22 protein-coding genes and 1 other RNA gene are annotated in these 24,714 nt (G+C 71.1%); 12 read left to right on the top strand and 11 right to left on the bottom strand.

Features of this window, described 5'->3' with window-relative positions; genetic code table 11:
- Positions 1-138: 138 nt before the first annotated feature.
- From ER308_RS03850 to ER308_RS03865, 4 genes are all read left to right on the top strand, one after another.
- Positions 139-1,581 (top strand): TldD/PmbA family protein, encoded by a 1,443-nt coding sequence (locus ER308_RS03850; RefSeq protein ID WP_131153765.1) that lies wholly within the window; start codon positions 139-141, stop codon positions 1,579-1,581.
- Positions 1,582-1,623: 42 nt separating this feature from the next.
- Complete coding sequence (locus tag ER308_RS03855; protein WP_131153766.1) at positions 1,624-2,994, top strand: TldD/PmbA family protein; 1,371 nt, start codon at positions 1,624-1,626, stop codon at positions 2,992-2,994.
- 371 nt (positions 2,995-3,365) lie between these two features.
- Complete coding sequence (locus tag ER308_RS03860) at positions 3,366-3,938, top strand: RNA polymerase sigma factor (protein WP_205745885.1); 573 nt, start codon at positions 3,366-3,368, stop codon at positions 3,936-3,938.
- Between the two features lie 7 nt (positions 3,939-3,945).
- Positions 3,946-4,455 (top strand): hypothetical protein, encoded by a 510-nt coding sequence (locus ER308_RS03865; protein WP_131153767.1) that lies wholly within the window; start codon positions 3,946-3,948, stop codon positions 4,453-4,455.
- Positions 4,456-5,531: 1,076 nt separating this feature from the next.
- On the opposite strand, the gene ER308_RS03870 is transcribed toward ER308_RS03865, so the two are convergent.
- Both ER308_RS03870 and ER308_RS03875 read right to left on the bottom strand, forming a co-directional pair.
- Positions 5,532-5,891: a hypothetical protein gene (locus ER308_RS03870; RefSeq protein ID WP_131153768.1), complete on the bottom strand. Its 360-nt coding sequence runs from the start codon at positions 5,889-5,891 to the stop codon at positions 5,532-5,534.
- A gap of 900 nt (positions 5,892-6,791) precedes the next feature.
- Positions 6,792-7,874, bottom strand: a complete 1,083-nt coding sequence (locus ER308_RS03875; protein WP_131153769.1) for an IS630 family transposase — start codon at positions 7,872-7,874, stop codon at positions 6,792-6,794.
- A gap of 165 nt (positions 7,875-8,039) precedes the next feature.
- Here ER308_RS03875 and ER308_RS03880 point away from each other — a divergent pair, with 165 nt between their 5' ends.
- On the top strand, positions 8,040-8,324 hold the full coding sequence (locus ER308_RS03880; RefSeq protein ID WP_131153770.1) for an RNA polymerase sigma factor: 285 nt from the start codon (positions 8,040-8,042) through the stop codon (positions 8,322-8,324).
- Positions 8,311-9,465: a hypothetical protein gene (locus ER308_RS03885; protein ID WP_131153771.1), complete on the top strand. Its 1,155-nt coding sequence runs from the start codon at positions 8,311-8,313 to the stop codon at positions 9,463-9,465. Before ER308_RS03880 ends, ER308_RS03885 begins: the two co-directional genes overlap by 14 nt.
- A gap of 468 nt (positions 9,466-9,933) precedes the next feature.
- On the opposite strand, the gene ssrA is transcribed toward ER308_RS03885, so the two are convergent.
- The 3 genes from ssrA to ER308_RS03900 form a co-directional block, all read right to left on the bottom strand.
- Positions 9,934-10,288: a transfer-messenger RNA gene (gene ssrA, locus ER308_RS03890) on the bottom strand.
- 154 nt (positions 10,289-10,442) lie between these two features.
- Positions 10,443-10,931 (bottom strand): SsrA-binding protein SmpB, encoded by a 489-nt coding sequence (smpB, locus tag ER308_RS03895; protein WP_131153772.1) that lies wholly within the window; start codon positions 10,929-10,931, stop codon positions 10,443-10,445.
- Positions 10,931-12,214 (bottom strand): S41 family peptidase, encoded by a 1,284-nt coding sequence (locus ER308_RS03900; protein ID WP_131153773.1) that lies wholly within the window; start codon positions 12,212-12,214, stop codon positions 10,931-10,933. The genes smpB and ER308_RS03900 overlap by 1 nt, the downstream gene beginning before the upstream one ends.
- 179 nt (positions 12,215-12,393) lie before the next feature.
- On the opposite strand from ER308_RS03900, the gene ER308_RS03905 reads away from it, so the two are divergent.
- Positions 12,394-13,281, top strand: coding sequence for a dioxygenase family protein (locus ER308_RS03905; protein ID WP_131153774.1), 888 nt, complete (start codon positions 12,394-12,396; stop codon positions 13,279-13,281).
- A 3-nt stretch (positions 13,282-13,284) separates the two neighbouring features.
- Here the strand turns inward: ER308_RS03905 and ER308_RS03910 are convergent, their stop codons facing one another.
- The 4 genes from ER308_RS03910 to prfB all read right to left on the bottom strand — a co-directional run bounded on the left by ER308_RS03910 (position 13,285) and on the right by prfB (position 17,781).
- Positions 13,285-14,820 carry a murein hydrolase activator EnvC family protein gene (locus tag ER308_RS03910; RefSeq protein WP_205745886.1) on the bottom strand — a complete coding sequence of 512 codons (1,536 nt, stop codon included), beginning with the start codon at positions 14,818-14,820 and terminating at the stop codon, positions 13,285-13,287.
- A 184-nt stretch (positions 14,821-15,004) separates the two neighbouring features.
- A complete protein-coding gene (ftsX, locus tag ER308_RS03915) occupies positions 15,005-15,883 on the bottom strand; it encodes a permease-like cell division protein FtsX (protein WP_131153775.1) in 879 nt (292 codons plus the stop codon).
- Entirely contained in the window at positions 15,873-16,559 is a 687-nt protein-coding gene (gene ftsE, locus ER308_RS03920) for a cell division ATP-binding protein FtsE (protein WP_131153776.1), read from the bottom strand. The genes ftsX and ftsE overlap by 11 nt, the downstream gene beginning before the upstream one ends.
- 138 nt (positions 16,560-16,697) lie before the next feature.
- Positions 16,698-17,781, bottom strand: a protein-coding gene (prfB, locus tag ER308_RS03925) for a peptide chain release factor 2 (RefSeq protein WP_338029792.1) whose coding sequence is annotated in 2 segments (ribosomal slippage) — positions 16,698-17,765 and positions 17,767-17,781 — 1,083 coding nt in all. Because the reading frame shifts where the segments join, the coding sequence is not laid out codon by codon here.
- 293 nt (positions 17,782-18,074) lie between these two features.
- On the opposite strand from prfB, the gene ER308_RS03930 reads away from it, so the two are divergent.
- Both ER308_RS03930 and ER308_RS03935 read left to right on the top strand, forming a co-directional pair.
- On the top strand, positions 18,075-18,779 hold the full coding sequence (locus ER308_RS03930) for a metal-dependent transcriptional regulator (RefSeq protein WP_240731951.1): 705 nt from the start codon (positions 18,075-18,077) through the stop codon (positions 18,777-18,779).
- 101 nt (positions 18,780-18,880) lie between these two features.
- Positions 18,881-19,444 carry an NUDIX domain-containing protein gene (locus ER308_RS03935; RefSeq protein ID WP_165491803.1) on the top strand — a complete coding sequence of 188 codons (564 nt, stop codon included), beginning with the start codon at positions 18,881-18,883 and terminating at the stop codon, positions 19,442-19,444.
- A 25-nt stretch (positions 19,445-19,469) separates the two neighbouring features.
- On the opposite strand, the gene ER308_RS03940 is transcribed toward ER308_RS03935, so the two are convergent.
- Positions 19,470-20,228: an alpha/beta hydrolase family protein gene (locus tag ER308_RS03940; protein ID WP_131153780.1), complete on the bottom strand. Its 759-nt coding sequence runs from the start codon at positions 20,226-20,228 to the stop codon at positions 19,470-19,472.
- Between the two features lie 46 nt (positions 20,229-20,274).
- Here ER308_RS03940 and ER308_RS21960 point away from each other — a divergent pair, with 46 nt between their 5' ends.
- A complete protein-coding gene (locus tag ER308_RS21960; protein ID WP_205745887.1) occupies positions 20,275-21,075 on the top strand; it encodes a YdcF family protein in 801 nt (266 codons plus the stop codon).
- Positions 21,076-21,100: 25 nt separating this feature from the next.
- The gene (locus ER308_RS03950; protein ID WP_131153782.1) at positions 21,101-21,961 is read left to right on the top strand and encodes an undecaprenyl-diphosphate phosphatase; all 861 of its coding nucleotides are present in this window, start codon (positions 21,101-21,103) and stop codon (positions 21,959-21,961) included.
- On the opposite strand, the gene ER308_RS03955 is transcribed toward ER308_RS03950, so the two are convergent.
- Positions 21,958-23,385: an acyltransferase family protein gene (locus tag ER308_RS03955; RefSeq protein ID WP_131153783.1), complete on the bottom strand. Its 1,428-nt coding sequence runs from the start codon at positions 23,383-23,385 to the stop codon at positions 21,958-21,960. The two genes, ER308_RS03950 and ER308_RS03955, sit on opposite strands and share 4 nt — an antisense overlap.
- 216 nt (positions 23,386-23,601) lie before the next feature.
- Between ER308_RS03955 and ER308_RS03960 the strand changes: the two genes are divergently transcribed.
- The gene (locus tag ER308_RS03960) at positions 23,602-24,711 is read left to right on the top strand and encodes a pyridoxal-phosphate-dependent aminotransferase family protein (protein WP_131153784.1); all 1,110 of its coding nucleotides are present in this window, start codon (positions 23,602-23,604) and stop codon (positions 24,709-24,711) included.
- Positions 24,712-24,714 lie beyond the last annotated feature (3 nt).

The raw sequence follows: 24,714 nt of genomic DNA on the forward strand, positions 1-24,714 counted from the left end.
CCTCGCCGACCGGCGCGCGCGATCCGTGACACACGCCACGAACCACGAATGACGATCAGGTAACGTGCGAAACGGCCGCCGAGACGGCAGGCTCTGGCACCGCGGAATCCGACCCCGACCCCAGGAGCCGGCGACGAGATGTTCGATCCCGCGACACGAGCCGTGGAGGCCGCCCTGGCGGCCGGCGCCACGTACGCCGATGCCCGTGTGGTTATCCGCCGTCACGAGCGGCTCAGCGCGCAGAACGGGGAACTGCAGTCGGTGCGCAACAGCCTCGACGCGGGCCTCGGGGTCCGTGCCCTCGTCGGCTCCTCGTGGGGCTTCGCCGCCAGCAGCGACCTCGGCGATGAGGCTGCGGCCGGCCGCACGGGCGCGGAGGCCACTGCCACGGCGAAGGCCTCCGCACTCGTACCGGGGCGCGGGATCCAGCTTGCCGACGTGACGGTCGCCGAGGATTCCTACGAGACACCGCACCTCGAGGACCCCTTCTCGGTGCCGCTCGACGAGAAGGTGGGCGTGATCGTCGGGGCCACGCAGACGATGGCCGGCGTCGAGGGGATCCGCGTCGCGAGCGCCCAGCTGATGTTCTGGGACACCGACAAGTGGTTCGTCTCGTCCCAGGGCCACCGCATCCACCAGCACCTCGTCGAGTCGGGGTGCGGGATGGACGCGACCGCCTTGGGCGAGCACGAGACACAGCGCCGCAGCTACCCGCAGTCCTTCGGGCACGTCGAGACCGGCGGGTACGAGATGGTCCGGCGTTTCGATCTCCCCGGCAACGCGCAGCACGTCGCCGAGGAGGCCGTCCAGTTGTTGTCGGCCGAGCCGTGTCCCAGCGGTGAGCTCGACCTCATCCTCGAATCCTCGCAGCTCGCACTGCAGATCCACGAGTCGGTCGGCCACGCGATCGAGCTCGACCGCATCCTCGGATGGGAGGCCGCGTTCGCGGGCACCTCGTTCCTGGAGCTCGACCAGCTCGGCTCGCTGCGGTACGGCTCCGAGCTGATGAACATCACGGCCGACGCCACCATCCCGCGGGGCCTCTCCACCTTCGGCTACGACGACGAGGGGACCCCTGCCCAGGCCGTCGACATCGTGCGGGGCGGCACCTGGGTCGGGGTGCTGTCCGGCCGCGACTCTGCTCACCTCGCCGGCCTGCCACCGGGTGGCATGGTGCGCGGCGACGGCTTCAACCGGATGCCCATGGTGCGGATGACGAACGTGGGGCTCGAACCGGGCGATTCCAGCCTCGAGGAGATCGTCAGCGAGACCAAGCACGGGGTCGTGATGGCCACCAACCGGTCCTGGTCGATCGACGACCGCCGCCTGAACTTCCAGTTCGGCTGCGAGATCGGATGGGAGGTGCGCGACGGCAAGCGCGTGCGGATGGTGCGCAATCCCACCTACACCGGCATCACCCCGCGGTTCTGGGCCAGCCTCGACATGCTGGCCGGCGAGGGCGAGTGGCACCCGTGGGGGGTGCCGAACTGCGGGAAGGGCCAACCGACGCAGGTCGGCCACACCGGTCACCCCGCGTCGCCCGGGCGCTTCCGGAACGTGCGAATCGGTGTCACCACCTGAGCCCACGATCACGTCGCACAGCCGCCGCAGCGAGGAGCCTCGATGGACACGGACACGACCGCGCTGGAACGCCTGGCCGACGACGTCGTGACGCTCGTCGCCGAGCGCGGCGCCGCGGCCGCACCGCACGCCGAGGTGGAGGCGAACGTCGGCGTCGTCCGCAATCGTCACGGTCTCACGCGCTTCGCGAACTCGTTCGTGCACCAGCACGTGGGAGAGGACACGGTCACCGTGTCGATCACCCTGGCGGTCGACGGCCGGACCACCACCACCTCGACCACCTCGACCGACCGGCCGTCACTGAGCGAGGCCATCGACGCCGCGATCGCGTCCGCGGGCCAGCAGCCCGTCGACCCCCACTGGCCAGGGGCGACCCCGCCCACCGACGTGCCGGCAAGCGCACACTTCGATCCCGACACGGCCGCGGGCGAACCGACCGGCCGGGCTGAGCGCGTCCGCGCCTTCGTCGATGCCGGGCCCGAACTCGACGCGGCCGGCTACGTCGACACCGAGGCGACCTGGGCCGCGTTCGCGTCCACGGCGGAGCACCGCGCCGCGGACGCCTCGACGCGCGCGACCCTCGACGGCATCCATCAGACCGCCCGATCGGCGGGTTCGGCGCACCAGACCTCGATCCGCTCGTCGGACCTGGACGGCGCGACCGCCGGCGCGCTGGCGGCGGAGCTCGCGCGCGATTCAGCGGAGTTCGAGGACGTCGAGCCCGGCGCGTTCGACGTCGTGCTCGGGCCCGAGGCCGTCGCAGCGATGCTGACCTTCCTGGGGGTGTACGGCTTCAACGCGAAGACCCACCTCGAGGGCGGCTCGTTCGCCGAGCTCGGTGAGGCGCAGTTCGACCCGTCGGTCACGATCCTCGACGACCCCGAGGATCCCCGGGCCGTCGGCCTCGGCTTCGACGCCGAGGGGAGTCCCCGCCGTCGCGTCGCGCTCGTCGAGGGCGGGGTGACCCGTGCGGTGGTGCACGACCGTCGCACCGCGAAACGCGCGGACACGGTCTCCACGGGGGGCGCCATTCCCGGCGGGGAGACGTTCGGTGCGGTGCCGCTGAACGTGCGGATGCTCGGAGGGCAGGCCTCCCCACAGGATCTCGTCGCCAGCGTCGAACGGGGCCTGCTCATCACGAGCTTTCACTACGTCCGGGTACTCGAGCCCAAGACGCAGCTGGCGACCGGGCTGACCCGCAACGGCACGTTCCGCATCGAGGACGGGAAAGTGGCGGGGGCCGTCGGCAACCTGCGCTTCACCGAGAGCTTCCTCGATGCGCTCGGATCGGGACGGGTCCTCGGGGTCGGCAACGACGACCGGCTCGCCGACGGTGGGCTCGTGACGGGCATGGTCACGTGCCCGTCGCTGCGGCTGCGGTCGTTCACCTTCACCGGGGGCGCGGGCGGCTGATTCACCGGGGGCGTGGGCGGCTGATTCACCGGGGGCGCGGGCGGCTGATGGACCCGGGGACACACGTGGGCTGCCCGCCCATGCGGCCAACGCACGTGTACACGTCACACCGTGCCCGTAGGTATCAGCCCGCCCATCCGATGCTCTGCCTGTCGGGAGAGGTCCTGCCACGGGCCCGGGGGAGGAGGCCCGCATGACCGTGGGTGCGGGGTGCGAACGGCAACGCATCGACGTTGTCGACGTTTATTCACAGTGCACGAAACAGGAAGTCGGCGGTCGGTGCGTTCGCTGGACGAGCGCGGGCCGCACGAGGCAATCTGTGATCGGCTGGGGCGCACGCCGCAGCCGGTCGAGGCTGGGAGACGAACAGCGTGACGCAGCCGGTGGGCGCTCTCGTTCGCGAGGCCCGAGCGGGCGATGCTGCCGCGTGGGAGCGACTCGTCGATCACTACACGGGAATGCTGTGGGCGATCGCCCGCAGCTACCGCCTCTCGCGTGCCGATGCGGCGGACGCGATCCAGACGACCTGGTTCCGGCTGGTCGACCGGCTCGACACCATCCGCGAACCCGAGCACGTGGGTGCCTGGCTGGCGACCACCCTCCGGCGGGAGTGCTTGCGAACGAAGCAGCAGCGCGAGCGGAACGTCCTCCCCGACGATCCGGACTCCCTCGACCCGGTGGATCCCTCGTCGCCGCCCGACGAGTCGGTCGCTCGCGACGACTCGGCACGCGAGCTGTGGCGCCTCGTCGACACCATGGACGACCGGTGCCGTCGCCTGTTGCGGATGCTGATGGCGGACCCCCCTCCGAGCTACGAGGAGTTGAGTGCCGGCCTGGACATGCCGATCGGCAGCATCGGACCCACCCGCGCGCGTTGTCTGACGCGACTGCGGACGATGGTCGATCGAGCCGGTATCAGCCTTGATCGCGCCCCGGGGAGCTGATCGAACGGTGACAGGACACGAGCCTTCACAGGACGACCTCGTCGGCCCCTCCGGGCGCGGAGGCGCCGACGAGGATCCGGCCCTCGCCGGCTCGCTCCGGCGTGCTGGCACCGCTGTCGACCCGCCGCCGCCCGAGCTCCGGGACGCCGCGCGGGCCGCGTTCGCCTGGCGCGACCCGGACAGCGCCCTCGCCGATCTCGTCTACGACTCGAGCGACGACCGCGACGCGCTCGCGGGGGTGCGCGGCGCGGGCGCATCGCGGCTGCTCGCCTTCGAGTACAGTGAGATCACCGTGGAGTTCGAGGTCACCAGGGGTGGTCGCGGCTACCGCATCGTGGGCCACGTCGTGCCGCCCGCGCCCGGACGGGTCGAGGTTCGTCACGCACAGGGGTCGATGGATCTCGACGTCGACGAGCTCGGCCACTTCGCCGCGGGTCTGCTGCCGAAGGGCCCGATCAGCGTGCGCTGGACGCCGCTTGACGGCGTCACGGTGGCCACCGAGTGGGTCCGGATCTAGCGACCGGCTCGTCATCACCACTGGCATCCCCGGGTCCGACCGTCGCCGCGAGCAGGCACGGTCCGACGCCGGGCGCGGAACGTCGTAGGTGGGGGACCCGGTCCCGCCGCCGGGTCCCCCACCTGCCCGCGCCCCCACGCGCGGGACAGCCCGTTCCCCCGCTATCCGGGCCGTCACCTATGGAGAGCGGCACGACCCAGGTGTTGATACAACGAATTTCCGGAAATCGTGCCGCTCGGCAGGCCCCGCGCCGACCACCGGCGCCAGGGCTCCCGCGCCCGTCCGACCCTCAGACCGACGTGGCGCGACGGCGTGCCGCAACGTCGTGCCGCGACGGCGCGAGGCACGACAGGCGCCTCCCCTCGCTCGGCGAGACGGGTTGACAAGCTCACCTATAGAATGTGAAATCGCAACGGACGGCCCTCGCAGCGGTCATTGCCTGCGCTGGGTCGCAGCGCGGCGGTCGCTGGGTCTCCCCCCGTACCCACCGGCCGCCGCGCCTTTTTCGTGACCTCGCCGACGAAGGGCTTGCCGACCGTGGCGCGATCGGGTACAAGCAGGATGGCAGTCGCGATAGCTGGCCCCCGGGTGGGGGGCGGTCGTGGGGGCGTCTCCCAGTGGGGAGTTCGGTCGACCGGATCCGCGGGGCTCGGAGCCCGGACCGTTGCCGTGTGGGGACGGTCCGGGCTCGCACGCCCTGAGTCCACGCTCAACTGCCAACTCTCGACACGCGAACGCGCCGCCCCGAGGTGGGCGGCGCGTCTGCGTGTGGGGTCCAAACAGGATCCTAGGAGCCCGCAACGACGGCCTCCTCACCGGTGGAAACCATGTTCATCACAGGCTAAGGGCGCCGGCGTGCGCACGGCAGCTCAGCAGCTCACTCGTAGGGGCCCAGACGCATGCGGCGGCGTGCTCTTAGCACGCGACTCGTTGCTGCGGCCTTGTGCACGCAACCTACGGGAACAGTCGCCCCATCGCAGGTGAGAACGACCTGCCGGGCACAGTTGGGCGCCCCTGCCGAGCGCCGTTAGAGCGGGCCGATGCGCTACCCAACGTCGTTGCGCTCGGCTGCGTGGTCAGCTCGTCCAGTACACGGCGATGCCGACGACCATGACGACCAGCGCCAGGAGGTTGATCGGCACCACCCAACGCACGAACTCGTCGCGAACCATGTTCATGAGGGTAGCCAGCACCAGCCCGAAGGCGAGAAGCACGAACCCCAGCGCCGACCTGAGACCGTCGGTGGCCAGGCCACCGATGCCAGCCGCCAACACCAACAGTCCGGACAAGAACACGAGCACCGGCGCGTAGCCCAACGGTCCCGGCGGACGGTTCGTCGCGAACTGCCTCTCCCACAGTCGACCAAGGGCGCTTCCTCGCTGCCCCCGAGCCCGTTCACCGTCGAGCTCTCGCTCACCTACGGACGGATCGGCCATGGACGCGCTCTCCTGCAGTCTCACCATCCAGTGGCGCTGGTAGGGCCCGTGTCGACACCCTTCCATGGACTAAAGTGCCTGCAGCTTCCCTCGAACGCAAGACACTGCATTCGTCGTTTCCGTGGTCTTCCCCCTAGCCGCGCGCCTCGGGCTTATCCCGCGTTCGGCGGGCCTGACGTGCTGGTCAACATCGCCCGACCCGGCCTCCCCGAGCCCAGAACTGCTCTCCAAACGCGAACGCGCCGCCCGAGACGCGTCGACGTTGCACGGCCCGGGGACCATGCCCGGGGCGGGTCTGCCGCGATTCCGTCGCCGCGAACGGCGAATACTGTGCAGACCCGCGTGTGGGGTGTCGACAGAATCGAAACGGCCTGAGGCCGCGCGGTTGTGGCGGGGGTCGGTGAGGGGCAGCCACAGATTGGCGGCAGCTCAGTCACGGCGATATGTCCGATTCCCGGCTGCGGTGGCGGTGCTCCGGCGACAGCGGCCCGCACGCCGGGGAATCAGCGGCACACTCGGGCCTGTGGGTCTGCACGTGAGCCTGGCGAGTGTGCGGAAGCCGGCGCGCTCGGGTCGTCCGGCACGCGACAGCCGCGGCTTGACCCTCTGGTCGGCGAACAGCTGGGTCCGCTCCAGGACGAGCTCGAACGCGGGGGTCGGACCCGCCCTCGAACGCACCGTGTAGGGCACCGCAGCCGACGGGGTTTGCGTGCGACCGGTCGGCGCAGTTGTGCGTTGGTTGGGTGAGAGGGCAGCAGCCCGCGGAGTTCGGAGGTGAATGTGGCAGAGGTGCCGGTGGATCTGGCCCGGTTCTGCCGCAAGCAGCGGCCGCAGCTGGTGGGCTCGTTGGGCCTGTACTGCAGCGACGTCGGGGTGGCCGAGGAGCTGGCCAACGAGGCGCTAGTGCTCTGTAACGGAGTCGGCTTTCCGGTTGGCTGTGGCGAGGATGTCGTCGGCGGTTTTGGTCCAGGTGAAGGGCTGGCAGCGGTCGTTCCAGCCGTCGATGAAGGTGGCGATGGCGTCGGTGACCTGCCGCACGGAGGTGAACGAGCCGCGGCGGATGGCCTGGCGGGTGATGATCGAGAAGAACGATTCGACCAGGTTCATCCATGAGGAGTGCGTCGGGGTGAAGTGCAGCTGGATCCGCGGGTTCTTGGCCAGCCATGTCTTGACGTCGGCGTGCTTGTGCGCCGAGTAGTTGTCGACGATCACGTGCAGCGGCACCCGCGGGTAGGTCTTGGCGGCCTGCTTGAGGAACTTGAGGAACTCTTCGTGGCGGTGGCGGGGGTAGCAGGCGCCGGCCACTTTGCCGGTGGCCACCTCCAGGGCGGCGAACAGGGTGGTGGTGCCGTGCCGGCGGTAGTCGTGGGATTGCCGTTCGGCCTGGCCGGGCTTGAGCGGCAGGATCGGCTGGGTGCGCTCCAACGCCTGGATCTGGGACTTTTCGTCGACGCACAGCACGACCGCGTTCTCCGGCGGGTGCAGGTACAGCCCGACGATGTCGTGCACCTTGGCGACCAGCTCGGGGTCGGTGGAGAACTTAAACGTCTCGGCGCGCCACGGCTGCAGCTGCCATGACTTCCACAGCCGCGTGATCGTGGTGTGCGACACATCGCCCAGGTGGCGGGCCAGCAGCCGCGACGACCAGTGCGTCACCCCCAGATGCGCCGGTGGCGGCGCGAGCGTGGCCGCCAGGATCTCGTCGGTGCGCTGGCGGGTCAGCCTGGGCGGCGCGCCTGAGCGCGGCGCATCGTCCAGCCCAGCCAGCCCGCGCTTGGCGTAGCGGTTGCGCCACAGGGTCACCGTGGGCCGCGAACACCCCACGCGGGCGGCGAGCTCGCCTGCCGGCAGTCCCTCAGCGGCCAGCAGCACGATCTGGGCCCGCTCCCGATCCCGCACCGACACCGTCCGCGCTGCCACGCGCGACTGCAGGACCCGCCGGTCCTCCTCCGAGACGTCCAGAACCTTCGCATGGTTGGCCATGCCGGCCAGTATCCACCCCCGACCCCCAACAGGAAAGGAACCTACGCAACGAACCACTAGCGAGGGTCTGTCGTGACTGGGACCGCGTGCGGGAGTTCGACCGCCCGGGCGCGTGGGCTCATCGGGTGGCGATGAACTTGGCCAACTCATGGTTCCGACGCAGAGGTGCCGAGCGACGGGCGCGCCGCCGGCTGGAAGGCCAGCAGCCTACGCGCGAACCGGGCGGACGCGGTGGCGGTGCGTCAGGCGGTCGCACGTCTGCCTCACCGCAGGCGGGCGGTGCTGGTGTACCGGTTCTATCTGGGCTACTCGGTGGCAGAGACCGCTGATGCGATGGGGGCGTCGGAGTCGGCGACGAAGTCGCTGGCCAGTCGCGCTGTCGACGAGCTGCGCGGGGTGTTGGACGTGGATACGACGCTTGCCGGGGAGGAACACGATGGCGCGCGATGACCTGTCGACGCTGCTGCGCGCTGCGGCGCCGACCACGAACGACGACACGGACGTCGACGCGCTGTGGGCACGGGGCCGTCGCCTTCGGGCTCGCCGGCGCGCCGGACAAGTCACTGCGACGGTCGCGGTCATCGCGGTGCTGGGAGGTGGCCTGGTCACCCTCGCTGGTGGCCAGGACACCGCGATGCGCTTCGGCGGCCCACCTCTGCCTGAGGGCGTCGAGGTCGCCGAGGGAGTGGCCTCGGAGCCGGCGCCGAGGGTTGGCGGTGTGGACTTCCAGCGAGTCGCCGCTGGCGCCGACGAGCGGGAGTGGGCAGTCCTGGTCCAGCGTTCGGAGTTCGTCGAGGGGGTCCACGTGCGAGTCGAGGGAGTCGAAGAGGGAACCGCCGCGGTCCTTCCCGCCCCGGAGGAGGCCCTGGCCGCCACCGTGCAGGAGATCGGCGACGCTCGATGGGTCGTCGCAGCGCTTGACGCACCCGCAGAGCGGGCCCGCGTGCACCTTGCGGATGGCAGCGCGTTCCCAGTCGACACAGTCGACAGCGGCCTGGGATTGGAGCTGGCGGTCGTCCGTCTTCCGTATGACTCAGAAGACGCCGAAGCCGACACCTCAGTGGAGGCAGTTGAGGCCCTCGACGAAGACGGCGGCGCGGTCACGCGGGTAGCGGGCGACGAGCTTGCTCATCCCGCGGTGGGCTCGCCGAGCCCGTCAGCGCTCGAGGAGTTCGCCAGCGGCGAGCACGACGGCGACGACTGGACGCTGGAAGTCGACGTCGATGGACAGCACCTGCCCGCCGAGTGGACGGCGGTGCAGCTACAGGTCACGGTCGACTGGGCTCGGGCGACAACCACGGTCAGCTGGCAGGTGGGGGGTCACCCCGCGGCGCCCTTCCGACCCGGACTGGTCGACGCGGACGACGCCCCGCTCCTGGTCAGCGGCTGGGCTCCCGACGATGCCCACGTCGTGCGAATCCACCACGCCGACGGCAGCGTCACCGAGACCGCCGTCCACCGGCCTTCAGGCAGTCCGTTTGCCTTCTACGCGTCGCCGGCTCCCGCCGACGACGACCATGCGACAGCGGGCGTCGTCCGCGTCGAAGCCGTCGACGTCGGCGGCGACGTGGTGGAGCACTGGGAGCACTGACCGACCAACGGTGTGGCGGTGGCATCGCCGGCGCGGAGCGAAGGTTGCCATGGCCGACCCCTTCGACCATGGGGCCCAAGTCCCGCCCCGGGGGAGACAGCCCAGCCGCAATCGGAGCCAGGACGCCGAAACGGAAGGCGCACGCCAGCCTGGGCGCGGACAGACGGTCGTCGAGTGGCGGGCGGGCTACCAGGGCCACGGCCGCCAGGCCCCGGGCTGGAGCGCCTTGGAGTTGACCCGGTTAGCCGCTCCCCCGCCGGTCCACCCCGCCGACGGCGGGGCTGCCATCGTGCCCGCACAGCCGCCGCCGCGGTCCCGAAGCCCGCCGGCGAGGCCACACGCCCCCAGAAACGACGAAGCGCCGCCCCGCACGGGGCGGCGTCTTCGTGTCTGAGCCCACAACGGGCTGTCATCCAGCGGGTCGCCCAGATTCCGTCAGCAACACGCCGGCATTCTGTGCGGACCCCTGTGTGGAGGCGGCGGGAGTCGAACCCGCGTCCGGATGTCTCGTCCTCGAGAGCGGCTACGAGCGTAGGTCCCGGCTGGGTGTCGGGCCGCCGCGCTCCGGGACCAAGCGGCTCGGCGGCCTTACCCCGCTAGCGTGTCCCGGCAGACCCGCGGGGGTGATCTGCCGGTAGAGCCTGGCTATGACGTCCGGTCCCCCAGCCCAGGCAGCCGAGGGCGGACGGGCGGCTTAGTTAGGCCGCCAGGGCCACGTTGTCGTCGGCACCTATTGGTCGCCAGGCAGTTTTACGGGATGACCTGACATGCCCGGCTCGCTCTCTCGAGGTCGACCGACACCCGTCGAAGCCTGATCGCCCCCGAATTGGTGCTGCGTCCCTCACGGGCCGCAGCAGCCCTACTCTACACCCCTCAGGTGGCGCTGACAGCGGGGCGGACCTCCGCCGACCGGCAATGGGCGTGGAACGCGCCACATGGTCGTCGTGCGGCTTCACCGCACGCGGAGGACCGTGACACTACTGCTTGCCCTTCGCACGCTGGGCCAGCGTGCGCTCGACCTGGCGCTTCGCGTCCTTCTCGGCGAGGTCGCGGCGCTTGTCGTGCTGGGCCTTCCCGCGCGCGAGACCGACCAGGACCTTCGCCTTGCCGTCCTTCCAGTACATCTTCAGCGGCACCAGCGTGCGCCCGGCCTCTCGACTGAACTCGGCGAGCCGCTCGATCTCGGCGCGGTGCAGCAACAGCTTGCGCTCCCGGGTCGGCCAGTGGTTGTGGATGTTGCCGTACTGATACTCCGGGATGTCGGCCTGCAACAGCCAGGCCTCGCCCTCCTTGATCGTGGCGAAGGCGTGCTGGAGCGACACCTTGCCCGCACGCAGCGACTTCACCTCGGTACCACGCAGGGCCAGCCCCGCCTCGACGGTGTCGAGGACCTCGTAGTCGAAGCGAGCCCGCCGGTTCACGGCGATGGTGTCGTCGTCGCGCTGCTTCGCGCCCTTCTTCGCCATCAGTTCGCCCCAGCGATGATCTGCCGCAACTCCTCCTGCGCGGCGTCCAGTTGCTCGTCGGGACCGTTCTCGGCCTCCGCGGCCTCGTCCTCGTCCACCTCGACCAGGCGATCGGGCTGGACGCCGATCTCCTCGATCGACTCGCCGCTCGGCGTGAAGTACTGCGCGTTGGTGAACTTCAGGCCGGAACCGTCCGAGAGCGAACGGATCGCTTGGACCGTGCCCTTGCCGAAGGTGGGCTCGCCCACGAGCTGTCCGCGGCCGGCGTCCTGGATCGCCCCCGCGACGATCTCGGAGGCACTCGCCGAGCCACCATCGACGAGCACGACCAACGGGGCGTCGACAGCGTCGCCGGAGGCCTCGAACGTCTCGGCCTCGTCGCTCGCCTCCACGGTCACGACCGGACCCTCGTCGACGAAGACGCTCGCGACCTCGACGGCCTCGTTCAGGAGACCGCCGGGGTTGCCACGGAGGTCGAGGACGAGGCCGTCCGCGCCATCGTCGAGCAGCCCGTTCACCGCCTCGCGCACCGTGTCGCCCGCACCGCTGGTGAACTGGTTCAGTTCGACGTAGCCCTGACCGTCGTCGAGCAGTTCCGCGTCGAGCAGCGGGATCTCGATCTCAGCGCGCCCCACGTCGAAGTGGAGCTCCTCCCCATTGCGCTCCACGCCGATGCTGACCTCGGTCCCCTCGTCGCCCCGAACCTCGTCGACCACCGAGTTGATCGGCGCGTCACGGACGTCCTCGCCCTCGACCTCGACGATCTGGTCACCGCTGCGCAGGCCGGCCTCCTGCGCCGGGCTCCCCTCGAAGACGGTGACGATGAACAGGCCGTCGGGCGTCTCCTGCAGCTCCATGCCGACACCGGAGTACGTGCCGTCGAGCGACTCCGAGAAGGTCGCGTACTCGGCCGGCTCGTAGAACTCGGCGTACGGGTCATCGAGTTCCTCGAGCATGCCGTCGATGGCCGCGTCCAAGAGCTCATCCGCGTCCGGGGCGTCGACCGCGCCCTCGGTGAGCTCCTCGAAGGTCTCGATGAGCGGCGCGAGCTCCTCGGGATAGGGGTCCGACGTCGCCTCCGTGCCCGCCCCGGTCGCATCGACCACGCCCCCTGAATCCTGTTGCAGGCCCCAGAGGTACGCGCCGTAGGTCAATCCGCCGACCAGCGCGACGAGCAGGAGCACGACGAACACGCCGAGGAGGCGCCGCCCTCGCCGCTCAGGTCGGTCCGCGCCCGAGGTCTGCGGCGGCTCGTTCGTCGGGGGATCCGCCGGGTTGTCCATACCGCCAGCGTGCCATGCCGACGAACGCCCTGCGGATGCGCGAGCCCCAGGCGAGACGAACCGCACGCCGGGTGACAGGGGACGCCGAGCGACCCTCGTCCGCGGGGCGCGCCGAAGCGCACCATGCGCGATGTGCCAGGGCCGTGGCAACGTAGCCCCCGGCGTCGAAAGGAGACCTCATGAGCCAGGACGCCGTGCCGGCCCGCGGCCGACGCGATGCCGCGGTGACGGTCACCGACGAGGTGGTCTCGAGCTTCGCGGAGACCCGAGACCCGCGGCTGCGCGAGGTGCTGTCCAGCCTGGTTCACCACCTGCACGCCTTCGCCGAGGAGGTGCAACTGAGCGAGCGGGAGTGGCACCAGGCCGTCGAGTTCCTGACCCGCGTCGGGCACACCACGACCGACGACCGGCAGGAGTTCATCCTCCTGTCCGACGTCCTGGGCCTGTCGATGCTGACGATCGGCCTGAACCAGCCGGAGGGCGGCGGCGTCACCGAGGCGACGGTCTTCGGCCCGTTCTTCGTCCCGGGCTCCCCGCGGATCCCGCTCGGCGGCGACGTTGCCGGGGACCCCCCCGGCGAGCCCTGCTGGCTCGAGGGCACGGTGCGCGACGAGGAGGGGCGGCCGGTCGCCGGCGCGCGCGTGGAGGTCTGGCAGGCCGACGACGAGGGTCTCTACGACGTGCAACGCGAGGGCGCGCCCACGAGCGGCCGCGGACACCTTTTCACCGACGAGCAGGGCGGGTACCGCTTCTGGACCGTGCGGCCGTCCCCCTACCCAATTCCCGACGACGGGCCCGTGGGCGACCTGTTGAGGGCCACCGGCAGGAGCCCGATGCGCCCCGCCCATGTCCACTTCATGATCAGCGCCGACGGCTACCGCACCCTGGTGACCCACGTCTTCGCCGCCGGCGACCCGCACATGGCGACCGATGCCGTGTTCGGGGTCAGGTCTTCGCTGATCACCGAGTTCGCCGAGCGCGCTCCCGGTCCCGCCCCCGACGGTTCCGCGATGGAGGCCCCGTGGTACGAGGCCTCGTTCGACTTCGTGCTCGCCCGCGACGCGTGAGGGCTAGAGGTACGGGGCCGGATTCACCGGGCTGCCGCCCTCACGCACCTCGAAGTGCAGATGGGGGCCCGTCGACACGCCCGTCGAGCCGACGTAGCCGATCACGTCGCCCCGGCTCACGGACTCCCCGGCGGAGACGTTCAGGGACGACTGGTGCGCGTACAACGTGGACAGACCGCCGCCGTGGTCGATCACGACCGTGATCCCGTAGCCGCCCCGGCCCCCGGCCTGCACGACCCGACCGCCGTCGGCCGCACGGATCGGCGTTCCAGTCGGCGCCCCGAAGTCGATGCCGGCGTGCAAGCGTTGCGTGCCCAGCACCGGGTGGGTGCGGTACCCGAACGAGCTGGTGACCGGGCCGCCCACCGGCCGGGCCAGTAACCCGCCGCCCCCATCGGCGCCGGAGGAGGCACTGGAGTCGCTCCCACCGGATCCGGGGGAGTCACTGGATCCGCCCCCACTCCCCGAGCCCGCATCGTCGTTCCCCGAACCGTCGCTCGCCGCCTCGCGCTCGGCCTGCTCGCGCTCGGCCTGCTCGCGCTCGGCCTGCTCGCGACGCTCCTGCTCGCGACGCTCCTGCTCACGGCGTTCGATCTCGGCACGGCGTTCGGCCTGCAGGTCCTCCTGCTCGTCGGCGAGTTGCGCCAACTCGGCCTCGAGGGCCTGGCTCTGCCCCTCGAGCTCGCCGACCAACCGGTCGTACTCCTCCTTGTCGGCTTCGAGCTCAGCGAGCACCTCCTCCTGGCGCTCACGCTCGACGGCCACGGCGTCGCGCACGTCCTGACGCTCCTCGCGCAGGGCGGCGACACGATTCCGCTCCTCCTCGGCGGCGCGCTGCTCCTCGACCTCCTGGTCCTGGAGCTCCTCGAGGTGTCCCACGCTCGCCGAGATCTCGTGCTCGAGGGTGCGCATCCGCTCGATCGCGGCGAGATCGCTGTCGAGGATCGACCGCACGAGGCCGCTGGTGCGCGTGAGCTCGTTGAGGTCCTGAGCGTCGAGCAGGGCGTCCGCGTAGTTGCCCTCCCCGCTCATGTACGCGCTTCTGACCCGCTCCGCGAACAGATCCCGTTGTTCCCCGAGCTCCGCGCGGGCGGCGTCGAGCTCCTGCTCGGTCTGGATCAGCTCGCTCGTGGTCTGTCGGAGCTGCTCCTCGGCGGCGGCGAGCGCTTCCTCCGCGCTCTCCACCTCCCCGGTGAGCGTGTCGAGCTCCCCGTTGAGCCGGTCGAGCTCGGACTCGATCTCGTCGAGCTCGGCGTCCGCCTGCGCGTGGCGGTCCTCGATGTTCTCGAGCTCGTCGCGCGCGCCCTCGAGGTCCTCATCGACCTCCTCGACGTCCTCCTCGACGTCCTCCTCGAGCTCCTCGAGCTCCTGTTCCCGCTCGTCGAACTCGTCGAGCGCCCCGGCGATCCCGGGCACCGCCATGAGCGTGCCGGCCAGCAACGTCGCCACGAGCACGCGCCATGCGCCGGCCACCACGTGTGCCGCCTGGTCACCCGCGACGCGAGGGCGATCCTGCCCGCCGCGCGGTTCCTGCTTCACCCGACAGCTCCTCGTCGACGTCCCACGTGGGAATCTAACCGGTTCGCGGCCGCACTCGGCGCAGGAGGAACTGCGGAGCGTCGCGAATGGGTCTCTTACCGCACATATCGGCCGCACACCGGCACACTTGAGCACCGTCGCGGGGCGAGGCCCTGACCAGGCCGAGGCGGGGGAACGCCGTCCGTCAGACCGCGAGGAAGCGCCGCAGGCTGAAGTAGGACGCGAGCGCGGCGAGGCCACCCCCGATGAGCAGCAGCCACGGCACCGTGTAGAGCAGCGCCTCGGGGCCGATGAACGGCAGGAACGGCACCTCCGCGTCGAGCGTCGTGACCAGGGTCTCCATCCCGAGCCAGAGCAGCCCGCCGGCGAGGAGCGCGCCGAGCACACCCGCGACCACGCCCTCGAGGATGAAGGGCAGCCGGATGTACCAGTTCGGCGCCCCCACGAGCTTCATGATGCTGATCTGCTCACGGCGGGCGAACGCGGTGATGCGGATCGTGTTCGAGATGAGCGCTGCGGCGGCGACGAGCTGCAGGGCGGCGACCGAGATCGCGCCGAGTCGCACGGAATCCATCACCGTGAAGAAGCGGTCGAGCACCTCGCGCTGGTCGCTGACCTCCGACACACCCGGGTAGTCCTCGTACTGGGACTCGACGATCCGGAAGTTCTCCGGTTGATGCAGACCGACCCGGAACGAGGCGGGCAACAGGTCGGGCGTCACACTGGCCAACACCTCGTCCTGCCCCTCGAAAAGGTCCTGTGCGTTCTCGTAGGCCTGCTCCTGGGACTCGTAGATGACCTCGCTGACCTCGCTGTTGTCCTGCAGGTCGGCCTCGAGGGACTGCCGCTGCTCCTCGGTGATGCCGTCGTCCAGCCAGATCGACACCTCGACCTGCGTGTAGAAGAGCCCGCGGGTGAGGTTGACCTGCTCCTGCACCAGCAGACCCGCGCCCAGCAGGGCGAGGCTGACGGTGACGGTCACCACCGTCGCGACGGTCATGAGCAGGTTGCGGCGGAGCCCGACGCCGACCTCGCCGAGCAGATAGCGGAGCCTAGCCCCCATAGCCGTACACCCCGCGGACCTGATCGCGTACCAAGTGCCCGTCCTCGAGCTCGACGACCCGTCGGCGCATCGAGTCGACGATGTGCTGGTCGTGGGTCGCCATGACCACCGTGGTGCCGGTGCGATTGATCCGGTCGAGGAGCTTCATGATCCCCACGGAGGTGTGCGGGTCGAGGTTGCCGGTGGGCTCGTCGCAGAGGAGGATCCGCGGCCGATTCACGAACGCGCGCGCGATCGAGACGCGCTGCTGCTCGCCGCCCGAGAGCTCGTGGGGGTACGCGTGGTACTTGTCCTCGAGCCCCACCAGCCGGAGCACCTCCGGGACGGTCTTGGTGATCTGGTGACGGGGCCGCCCGATCACCTCGAGCGCGAAGGCCACGTTCTCGGCCGCGGTCTTGCGTTCGAGCAGCTTGAAGTCCTGGAAGACGCAGCCGAGCTCGCGTCGCAGGCTCGGCACCTTCCACGACTTCAGCCGGGAGAGGCGCTTGCCGGCCACCCAGAGGTCACCCTCGTTGGGATCCTCGTCCTTGATCACGAGCCGGATGAACGTGCTCTTGCCGGAGCCCGACGCCCCGACGATGAAGACGAACTCGCCCTTGGCCACCTCGACGCTCAGGTCGGACAGCGCCACGACCCCGTTGTCGAAGACCTTGGTGACGTTCTCCAGGCGGATCACTTCGTTGCGCTCTCTCGAACGGGGGTCGGCTCGGCCTCACGCCTGGGGCTGGTGGCGACCACAGCGGGTCCCGCAACGCACGCCGCACCGTGTCGCCTGGCGAGCCTAGCAGGGGACCGGCTCCGGCTTCGCAATCGCCTAGACATGACCCTCACCGACGCGCTCCTGTTGCTCGCCGCGTGCCTTCCACTGCAGGAAGGCCTCGATGAAGGCGTCCAGGTCGCCGTCGAGCACCGCGTCCGTGTTCCCCGTCTCGTGACCCGTCCGCAGGTCCTTGACCATCTGGTACGGGTGCAGCACGTAGGAGCGGATCTGGCTACCCCACGCGACGTCGGCCTGTTCCCCGCGCACCGCATCGATCTCGGCCTGACGCTCCGCACGGGCACGCTCGGCGAGCTTCGCCTTGAGCAGGTTCATCGCGACGGTCTTGTTCTGCAGCTGTGACTTCTGGTCCTGGCACTGCACCACGATGCCGGTGGGCAAATGGTTGATCCGCACCGCGCTGTCGGTCGTGTTGACCGACTGTCCGCCGGGCCCCGAGCTGCGGAAAGTGTCGATGCGCAACTCCTCCTCGGGCACCTCGACGTGATCGTCGACGGCTTCGAAGACCGGGATCACGTCGACGCTCGCGAAGGCGGTGTGCCGCCGCTTCTGCGAGTCAAACGGGCTGATGCGGACGAGGCGGTGCACCCCTCGCTCGGCCTGGAGCAGCCCGTAGGCGCGGTCACCGTGCACCGTGAAGGTCGCGCTGCGGATCCCGGCCTCGTCGCCGTGCTGCACATCGTGGACGTCGACCCCGAAGCCCCGGTGCTCGCACCAGCGCAGCAGCATGCGCTGGAGCATCTCGGCCCAGTCCTGGCTATCGGTGCCCCCGGCGCCGGCGTGGACCGTCACCACCCCATCACGATGGTCGTACTCGCCGGACAGGAGGACGCGCAGCTCCAGCTCGGCGATCTCCCGCTCGAGTGCGGCGACCCCTTGCGCGACCTCGACCGCCGCGTCCTCGTCGTTCTCCTCACGGGCCAGCTGCTCGAGCGTCTCGAGATCGGCGAGCTTCTGCGCGAACGCGTCGTACCGACCGAGGTCGTCCTCCAGCCGCCGGAGCTCGGTCATGACCCGTTGGGCACGTGCTTGATCGTCCCACAGGGCGGGATCGCCGGCCTCGCCCTGAAGTTCGGTCAGTCGGCGGCGCTTGCCGTCGACGTCAAAGATACTCCTTCACGCCGGCGAGCTTCTGGGCGTAGACGGCGAGCGCCTGGCGGGACTCGGTGGTCACGTCGGTTCCTTCCTGACGGCTTCCGCTCCGTCGCGCCCGAGAGCACGCGCACCCGGACCCACGGCGCAACCGCTGATGATAGCGACGACGAGCCCGCCCGGGCCGCCACGGCCCGCCGCCCCACCCGTCCGGCGGGCCGCATCGAGAACGGGTCGCGACCGTGGGCTACGATGCGCGTGCCCCGAACCGGACACGGTCGCGGGTTGACTCTTCGATCGGGTGGGCCCGGGAGGACGTCTGTGACACCCCTCATCGACGCGACCGAGATGTACCTGCGAACGGTGTGGGAGCTCGAGGAGGAGGGCATCACACCGATCCGCGCCCGGCTCGTGGAGCGGCTCGGCCTCTCGGCCCCCGCCGTCAGCGAAACCGTGACCCGGCTGGAGGCCGAGGGGCTCATGCGCATGGCCGCAGACCGCACCCTCGGGCTCACCGAGAAGGGGCGCGAGATCGCGATGAGCGTCATGCGCAAGCACCGGCTGGCCGAGCGGCTCATCGTCGACGTCATCGGGGTCGAGTGGGAGCTGTCGCACAACGAGGCCTGCCGCTGGGAGCACGTGATCAGCGATCACGTGGAGCAGCGCATCGCCGAGTTGCTCGGGGAACCCGATCGCTGCCCCCACGGCAATCCGATCCCCTCCCCCGGCGACGAGGAACGGGCCGCCGACACGGTGCACCCACCTGCCCGGGCCGGCCTCTCGACCCTCGCCGAGGCGGCGCGCAAGGTGCAACGGGCTCGCATCGCTCGGATCAGCGAGATGCTCCAGGGCGATGTCCCGACGATGAGCGACTTCGTCCGCCACGGCATCGTGCCGGGCGCCCGCGTCGAGCTGTCCTCCGGCCCGACCGGCGTGACACTGCGCCCGCTCGACGGGGAAGCCGTCGAAGCGCTCGCGCTCGCGCCCGATGCCGCCGAGCTCGTCTACGTCGAGAGGCTCGACTAACGGCTGTACAGGTCCCGGTGAGCAACGTAAGCTGACGGGGTGTGGCCCGGGCCGGACCGGTGCCAGGGGGAAGGCTGCCCGTGACCTCGCCATACGCTCGCGTGACCGAGCTCCGCGCCGTCGACGATCCCGCCGCCACGCCGCAGCAACTCGCCTCGCTCCTCGAGAGGTGGAATCCCACCGACGAGCGCGAAGCGAGCGCCCTCGAACGCTTCCGGACGGCGCTGGCCACCCTGACACGCCCGTTCGACCGCGAGGCCGACCCCGTCCACGTCACCGCCTCCGGGCTCGTGATCGGGCCGCGCGGAGTGCTGTTGCACCGCCACAAGCGCACCGGGGCCTGGATGCAGCCCGGCGGGCACATCGATCACGGAGAGGTCCCCTCCCAAGCAGCGGCGCGGGAGACCACCGAGGAGACCGGGGTGACCGTCACGCACCCGAGCGGCGGTCCCCGCCCGGTCCACCTCGACGTGCACGACGTCGTGGTCACCGGCCACGTTCACCTCGATCTGCGCTACCTGCTCGTCGCGGACGCCGGCAGCTCGGACGAGCCGGCGCCACCGCCGGACGAGAGCCCGGAAGTGGCGTGGTTCTCGTGGGACCAGGCCATCGCCATGGCCGACCCCGGGCTGATCGGCGCGCTGCGGCTCCTGCGGCCCGCCTAAGCAAGGCGGCGGACGAACGCACGGCCTACGTGGCGCGGCCCTGGTCGGCGAGCCCGTCGACCCAGTCGCCGACCACCTCCGCGACCTCGCGGTGCACGTCCGCGGTGGCGCGCCCGTCACGACGCCGAGGCTCGAACCCGTGATCGGCCCCGGCGACGACGTGCACGCTGGTGCGTCGGGCCTCGAGGTGCGCGGCACGCTCGGCCTCGAGGGTCGCGAGGTCGCACAGCCGGTCGCGATCGCCCTGGACGAACAGGCTCGGCACACGCAGGTCCGGCCAGTGGGCGGTTCGCAGCCGCTCCCGCGGGACCGGCTCGGCGTCGCGCAGGGGACGGGCCGGATGGAGCGGATAGGCGAGCAGGGCCACCCCGGCGACTCCCGCGACCGGCTCGTCCTCGTCGCTGGCGATCAGGCTCGCGACCCGACCGCCCATCGACCGGCCGCCCAGGATGAGCGGGCGCTCATCGCCGAGGCGTTCGCGCAGGTGGCCCGCCACCTCCGCGAAGACCGCTCCGCATCGCTCGAGGGGGTCAGGGCGGCCGCGACCCGCCTCGGTGTAGGCGAACTGGAGGACCAGCGTCGGGTGACCCCTCGCGGCGAGGCGATCGGCGACGACGGCGAGCGGGGCGTCGTGACGATCGGAGCCGGCTCCCGGCGCGAGGACGACGGCGAGCTCACCGCGGTCGCCGAGGGGCCGGCGAGCCGTGGCCGTGACCGCTGGCACGGCTTGCGGCCCGAAGACGGGCACGTGCCAGTCCTCCGGGGCGGTGGGTCGGGTGGGCACGCCCGGGAAGGCTACTCGGCGGGTGCTGATGCGCGACACTGGCGAGGTGTCGAGCAAGACCGCACCCCGCAGACAACCGGAGCCCGCTTCTGCTGCCCGCACCCGGCGTGACGCCGCCACCGGCCGCACGCGCCGGCGCACGGGCTGGGTCATGCGTGCCGTCCTCGTGGCGATCGTGCTGCTCGCGGGCTACGTGGTGGTCACCGGGGTGCAGGTGTGGTGGTCGACGACGCGGGACGCCGCGCGCTCCGCCGACGCCATCGTCGTCCTCGGCGCGGCCCAGTACGACGGGCGTCCGTCCGCCGCCCTGCAGGGGCGACTCGACCACGCCCTCCAGCTCTACGAGGCGGGGTACGCGCCGCTCGTGGTCGTCACGGGCGGCCGACAGGCGGGCGATCGGTACACGGAGGCGGCCGCGAGCGCGAACTACCTCGAAGGGCGGGGGATGCCGGGCGATGTGATCGAGCGTGAGACGACCGGGGGAACCAGCTACGCCTCGATCGCCGCCACCGCCCGGTTCCTGGCCGACGAGGGGCTCGACCGGGTCCTGCTCGTCTCGGACCCGTTCCACAACCACCGGATCCGCGCGATCGCTCGCGAGGTCGGGCTCGACGCCCACGTGTCGGCGACCACCGCGAGCCCGTTCTCCGGCGTCAACGAGTTGCGCCAGCTGGCTCGCGAGACCGTCGCCGTATCCCTCGGTCGCGTGATCGGTTATCGGCGGCTCGATCAGCTCGGGTTGCGCCTGCGCCAGCTGGGCGCCGAAGAACTCGAGGAGGAGGCCGGCGACCTCCCCGGGGACGACGCCCGAGGCGAGCGGCAGGAGCCCACCGGGGAGGCCTCGTGAGGGCCGGTGCACCGGGGGAGGCTTCGTGACGCTCTGGGAGGCGATCATCCTCGGGGCGATCCAGGGCCTGTTCATGTTCGTCCCCGTCAGCTCGACGAGCCATCTGGCACTCGCACAGCAGTGGCTCATCGATCGGGGCTCGGCACTCCCCCCGCCGGAGTCGCCCGAGATGATCCTGTTCGACCTCGTCGTGCACGTCGGCACGATGGTGTCGGTGGCGCTCGTGCTGCGACGCAGCCTGGGACGCTTGCTCGTCGGAGCCAGCGCGGACGTGGGTGGCCTGCTGGGCACGCGGGAGGGCCGCCGGGGACGCTACCTGCGCCTCGTCGGCATGGGCCTCTTGTCCGTGGCGACCACCGGCGCCATCGGGGTGGTCGTCCTGCAGACCGGCACGGGCGTGTTCGGCGCGCCCCCCATCATCGCGGGCAACCTCGCCCTGACGGGCGCGATCCTCTGGTGGACCGACACGGTCGGCCCGCGCTGGCGGGGACTCGACGGCATCACCCCGCTCGTCGCGATCGGGATCGGGGCCGCCCAGGGAATCGCGCTGCTGCCGGGGCTGTCACGCAGCGGGCTCACGATCGCCTGCGCCCTGCTGCTGGGCCTACGCCGCCGCTGGGCGGCAGAGTTCAGCTTCTTCGTGGCCATCCCCACGATCGTCGCCGCATCCGGCGTGCAGGCCCTGCTCGTCGCGCGCGAAGGAGAGCCGCTGCTCGTCGACGCGGGCGCGTTCGCCGTGGGCTTCGTGATCGCCGCCGCCGTCGGCGCGGTCGCGCTCTGGGGGGTGCTGCGCCTGCTGTACCGCGCGCGATTCCGGGTGTTCAGCATCTACGTCTGGATCCTCGCCGTCCTCGTCGCCAGCGGCGTGGTGGTCTCGACCCACTAGGCCTCCCCCGACCGATCCCTCGGGCCTGCGCGGACACGACGCCGGGACGCCCCCCGGTCGCTCCCCAGGGCGGCCAGCACGCGGCGGGTGTGGCGCCCGCCCAGTACACCCAGGGCGGCCATGCCGACCAACAGGGCCACGAGCGGCCCGACCGGCAGCCGCAGGGGCCCCTCCGGGTCGGTGAGCCCACCGACGATCAGCCATCCGAGCGAGGCACTCGTCACCACCACCGCGGCGGCGGTCTTCACGGCAGCCGCGCGTGGCGGGAGCGTGCTCCGCGGCGCGTCCCCGACCCGCTCGAAGCGCCCGAACACCGCGACGAGGGGGACGAGCACGGCGACGCACGCGGCGAGCCACAGCGGGCGCGTCGCCCACCAGGTCGCGTCGATCTCGGCGGCGAGCGGCCACGGCTCGAACACGACCGCGACCGTCGAGACGGTGAGCATGGCGGTCTGGTGCCACAGGAAGACGGTCATGAGCCGCGACCCGAGCAAGGCGACCGCCCCCCAGGGGCGCAGCCGCTCGAGCCAGCCTTCGACCGGGACGCGTGCCACGAGGGCGACCCCGAGCTGGGCGACGCCGAGCGCGAACAGCGCGATCGTCGGCGGCGTGCTGTTGGAGAGCTCCTCGCCCGGTACCTGCACCATCGAGCGGGGGTAGCCCGCCAGGACGAGGCCGCCCAGTACCACGAGCGCGCCGAGCACGAGCGCCGCTCGGGAGACGCCACGCTGTGGGACCTGCCCGTCGCACCACCTGAAGCCCAGCTGGTGGACCGCCACCCACACGAACACGAAGTTCAGCGTCGCGAACAGGGGTTCGCCCCCCATCTCCGGCACCCAGGCGAGCGCCGCGGGCTCCGCGAACCGCAGCCCGTCGACCACCGTGGCCGCTGCGACGAGCGCGACGAGGACGCGGTGGTCGCCTCGGTCGGCGACCACCGGAGTCAGCGCGGTGACCAGCAAGTACGCCGCGAGGAACCACGCCGGGATGATGGCCGTCTCGGTGCTGAACGCGAGCACGTCGTCGCGGCCGGCCAACCGCAGGATCGCGGCGAGCACGAGCCACAGGACGAGCAGCGGGACGAGGGGACGCAACAGGCGACGTGCACGCGTCCGGGTCCAGGCGACGGCGCCCGTTCCCCGCTCACGCGCACGCCGCCAGGACCGCAGATTGAGGACGCCGCCCACGATGAAGAAGAGCGGCATCACCTGGAAGATCCACGACGCCCACTGTGTCCACGGTTCGGCGACCAACAAGTAGTCGGACCGCATTTCCCCGTCCTGCTCGGTGACCACGCGGACGAGCCAGTGTCCGAGGACGACCAGGGAGATCGCGACGACTCGCAGAAAGTCCAGGTAACGCTCACGGTCCGTCGAGGTCCGCTCGGCGATCCGTTCGGCGGCCAGGTCGAAGCGACGCAACATCCTCGGCACCCTCGTGCCCTCGGGTCACGGAGGCTCGCGGACGAGTTCGCGAGGTGTTCCCGTACGGCCGCCCCACGGTTCCCGCCCCGCGAGGGATCGATGCCTGCGCCGTCGGGACCCCACCGAACCGCTCCCTTGGGCGGCATTGGCCGTGACCGGCGGCCCCCCGATAGGCTTCGGGCCGAGAGTGCAGGACGTCGACGGCAACGGACAGACATGCATCCCCCCGACCGAATCCTCATGGGCCCCGGCCCCAGCGATGTGCATCCCCGGGTCCTGCAGTCACTGGGCCATCCCCTCATCGGCCATCTCGACCCGGACTTCACCCCGCTCCTCGACCGCGTGGGCGAGCAACTCCGCACCCTGTTCGGCACCTCCAACCGGGTGACCTTCCCGGTGTCGGGCACGGGCAGTGCCGGGATGGAGGCCACGGTCGTCAACCTCGTCGAGCCCGGCGACGACGTCGTGGTGGGCGTCAACGGGGTCTTCGGTGGGCGCATCGCCGAGGTCGCGCGCCGAGCGGGCGCGAACGTGCACACGGTCGAGGCGCCGTGGGGACGGATCATCGATCCGCAGGCCTTCCTCGAGGAGGTCCGGAAACGCCGTCCCGCCGTCGCCGCGCTCGTCCACGCCGAGACCTCCACCGGCGCGCACCAGCCGGTCGCGGAGATCGGGGAGGCCCTGCGTGGTGAGGACACGCTGCTGCTGCTCGACTGCGTCACGAGCCTCGCGGGGGTCGAGGTGGCGGTCGACGCATGGGGGGTCGATGCCGGCTACTCAGGGACCCAGAAGTGCCTGTCGGTCCCGCCAGGCCTCTCACCCGTCACCTTCAGCGACCGCGCGGTCGCCAAGGTCCGCGGCCGGGCCTCGCCGGTGCAGTCGTGGTACCTCGATCTCACGCTGTTGCTCGGCTACCTGGACGCCGAGGGCGGGCGCACGTACCACCACACCGCACCGGTGTCGATGATCTACGGCCTTGCGGAGGGACTCGACCTCGTGCTCGAGGAGGGGGTCGACGCACGGATCGCCCGGCACGCGCACCTCGGTGGCCTGCTGCAGGACGGACTCACCCAGCTGGGACTGCCGCTGCTCGCCCAGGAGGGTCACCGCCTCCCGCAGCTGACGACCGTGGGCCTGCCCGACGGTGTCGATGAGGCCGCGTGGCGGGCTCGCCTGCTGAAGGAGTACGGCATCGAGGTGGGCGGCGGGCTCGGCGACTTCGCCGGGCGGGCGTGGCGGATCGGCCTCATGGGCCACTCGTGCGACGAACGCAACGTCCGGCTCCTGCTGGCCGCCCTCGAGCGCCTGCTCGACGAGACCCGCTGAACC

The organism is Egibacter rhizosphaerae (assembly GCF_004322855.1).
In the GTDB taxonomy this organism is placed as follows: Bacteria; Actinomycetota; Nitriliruptoria; order Euzebyales; family Egibacteraceae; genus Egibacter; species Egibacter rhizosphaerae.

Excerpts from the sequence above, each read along its gene's own strand:
- ER308_RS03850 (WP_131153765.1), top strand. The coding sequence starts at position 139 with ATGTTCGATCCCGCGACACGAGCCGTGGAGGCCGCCCTGGCGGCCGGC.
- ER308_RS03855 (WP_131153766.1), top strand. The coding sequence starts at position 1,624 with ATGGACACGGACACGACCGCGCTGGAACGCCTGGCCGACGACGTCGTG.
- ER308_RS03870 (WP_131153768.1), bottom strand. The coding sequence starts at position 5,891 with ATGGCCGATCCGTCCGTAGGTGAGCGAGAGCTCGACGGTGAACGGGCT.
- ER308_RS03875 (WP_131153769.1), bottom strand. The coding sequence starts at position 7,874 with ATGGCCAACCATGCGAAGGTTCTGGACGTCTCGGAGGAGGACCGGCGG.
- ER308_RS03885 (WP_131153771.1), top strand. The coding sequence starts at position 8,311 with ATGGCGCGCGATGACCTGTCGACGCTGCTGCGCGCTGCGGCGCCGACC.
- smpB (WP_131153772.1), bottom strand. The coding sequence starts at position 10,931 with ATGGCGAAGAAGGGCGCGAAGCAGCGCGACGACGACACCATCGCCGTG.
- ER308_RS03900 (WP_131153773.1), bottom strand. The coding sequence starts at position 12,214 with ATGGACAACCCGGCGGATCCCCCGACGAACGAGCCGCCGCAGACCTCG.
- ER308_RS03905 (WP_131153774.1), top strand. The coding sequence starts at position 12,394 with ATGAGCCAGGACGCCGTGCCGGCCCGCGGCCGACGCGATGCCGCGGTG.
- ftsX (WP_131153775.1), bottom strand. The coding sequence starts at position 15,883 with ATGGGGGCTAGGCTCCGCTATCTGCTCGGCGAGGTCGGCGTCGGGCTC.
- ER308_RS03955 (WP_131153783.1), bottom strand. The coding sequence starts at position 23,385 with ATGTTGCGTCGCTTCGACCTGGCCGCCGAACGGATCGCCGAGCGGACC.
- ER308_RS03960 (WP_131153784.1), top strand. The coding sequence starts at position 23,602 with ATGCATCCCCCCGACCGAATCCTCATGGGCCCCGGCCCCAGCGATGTG.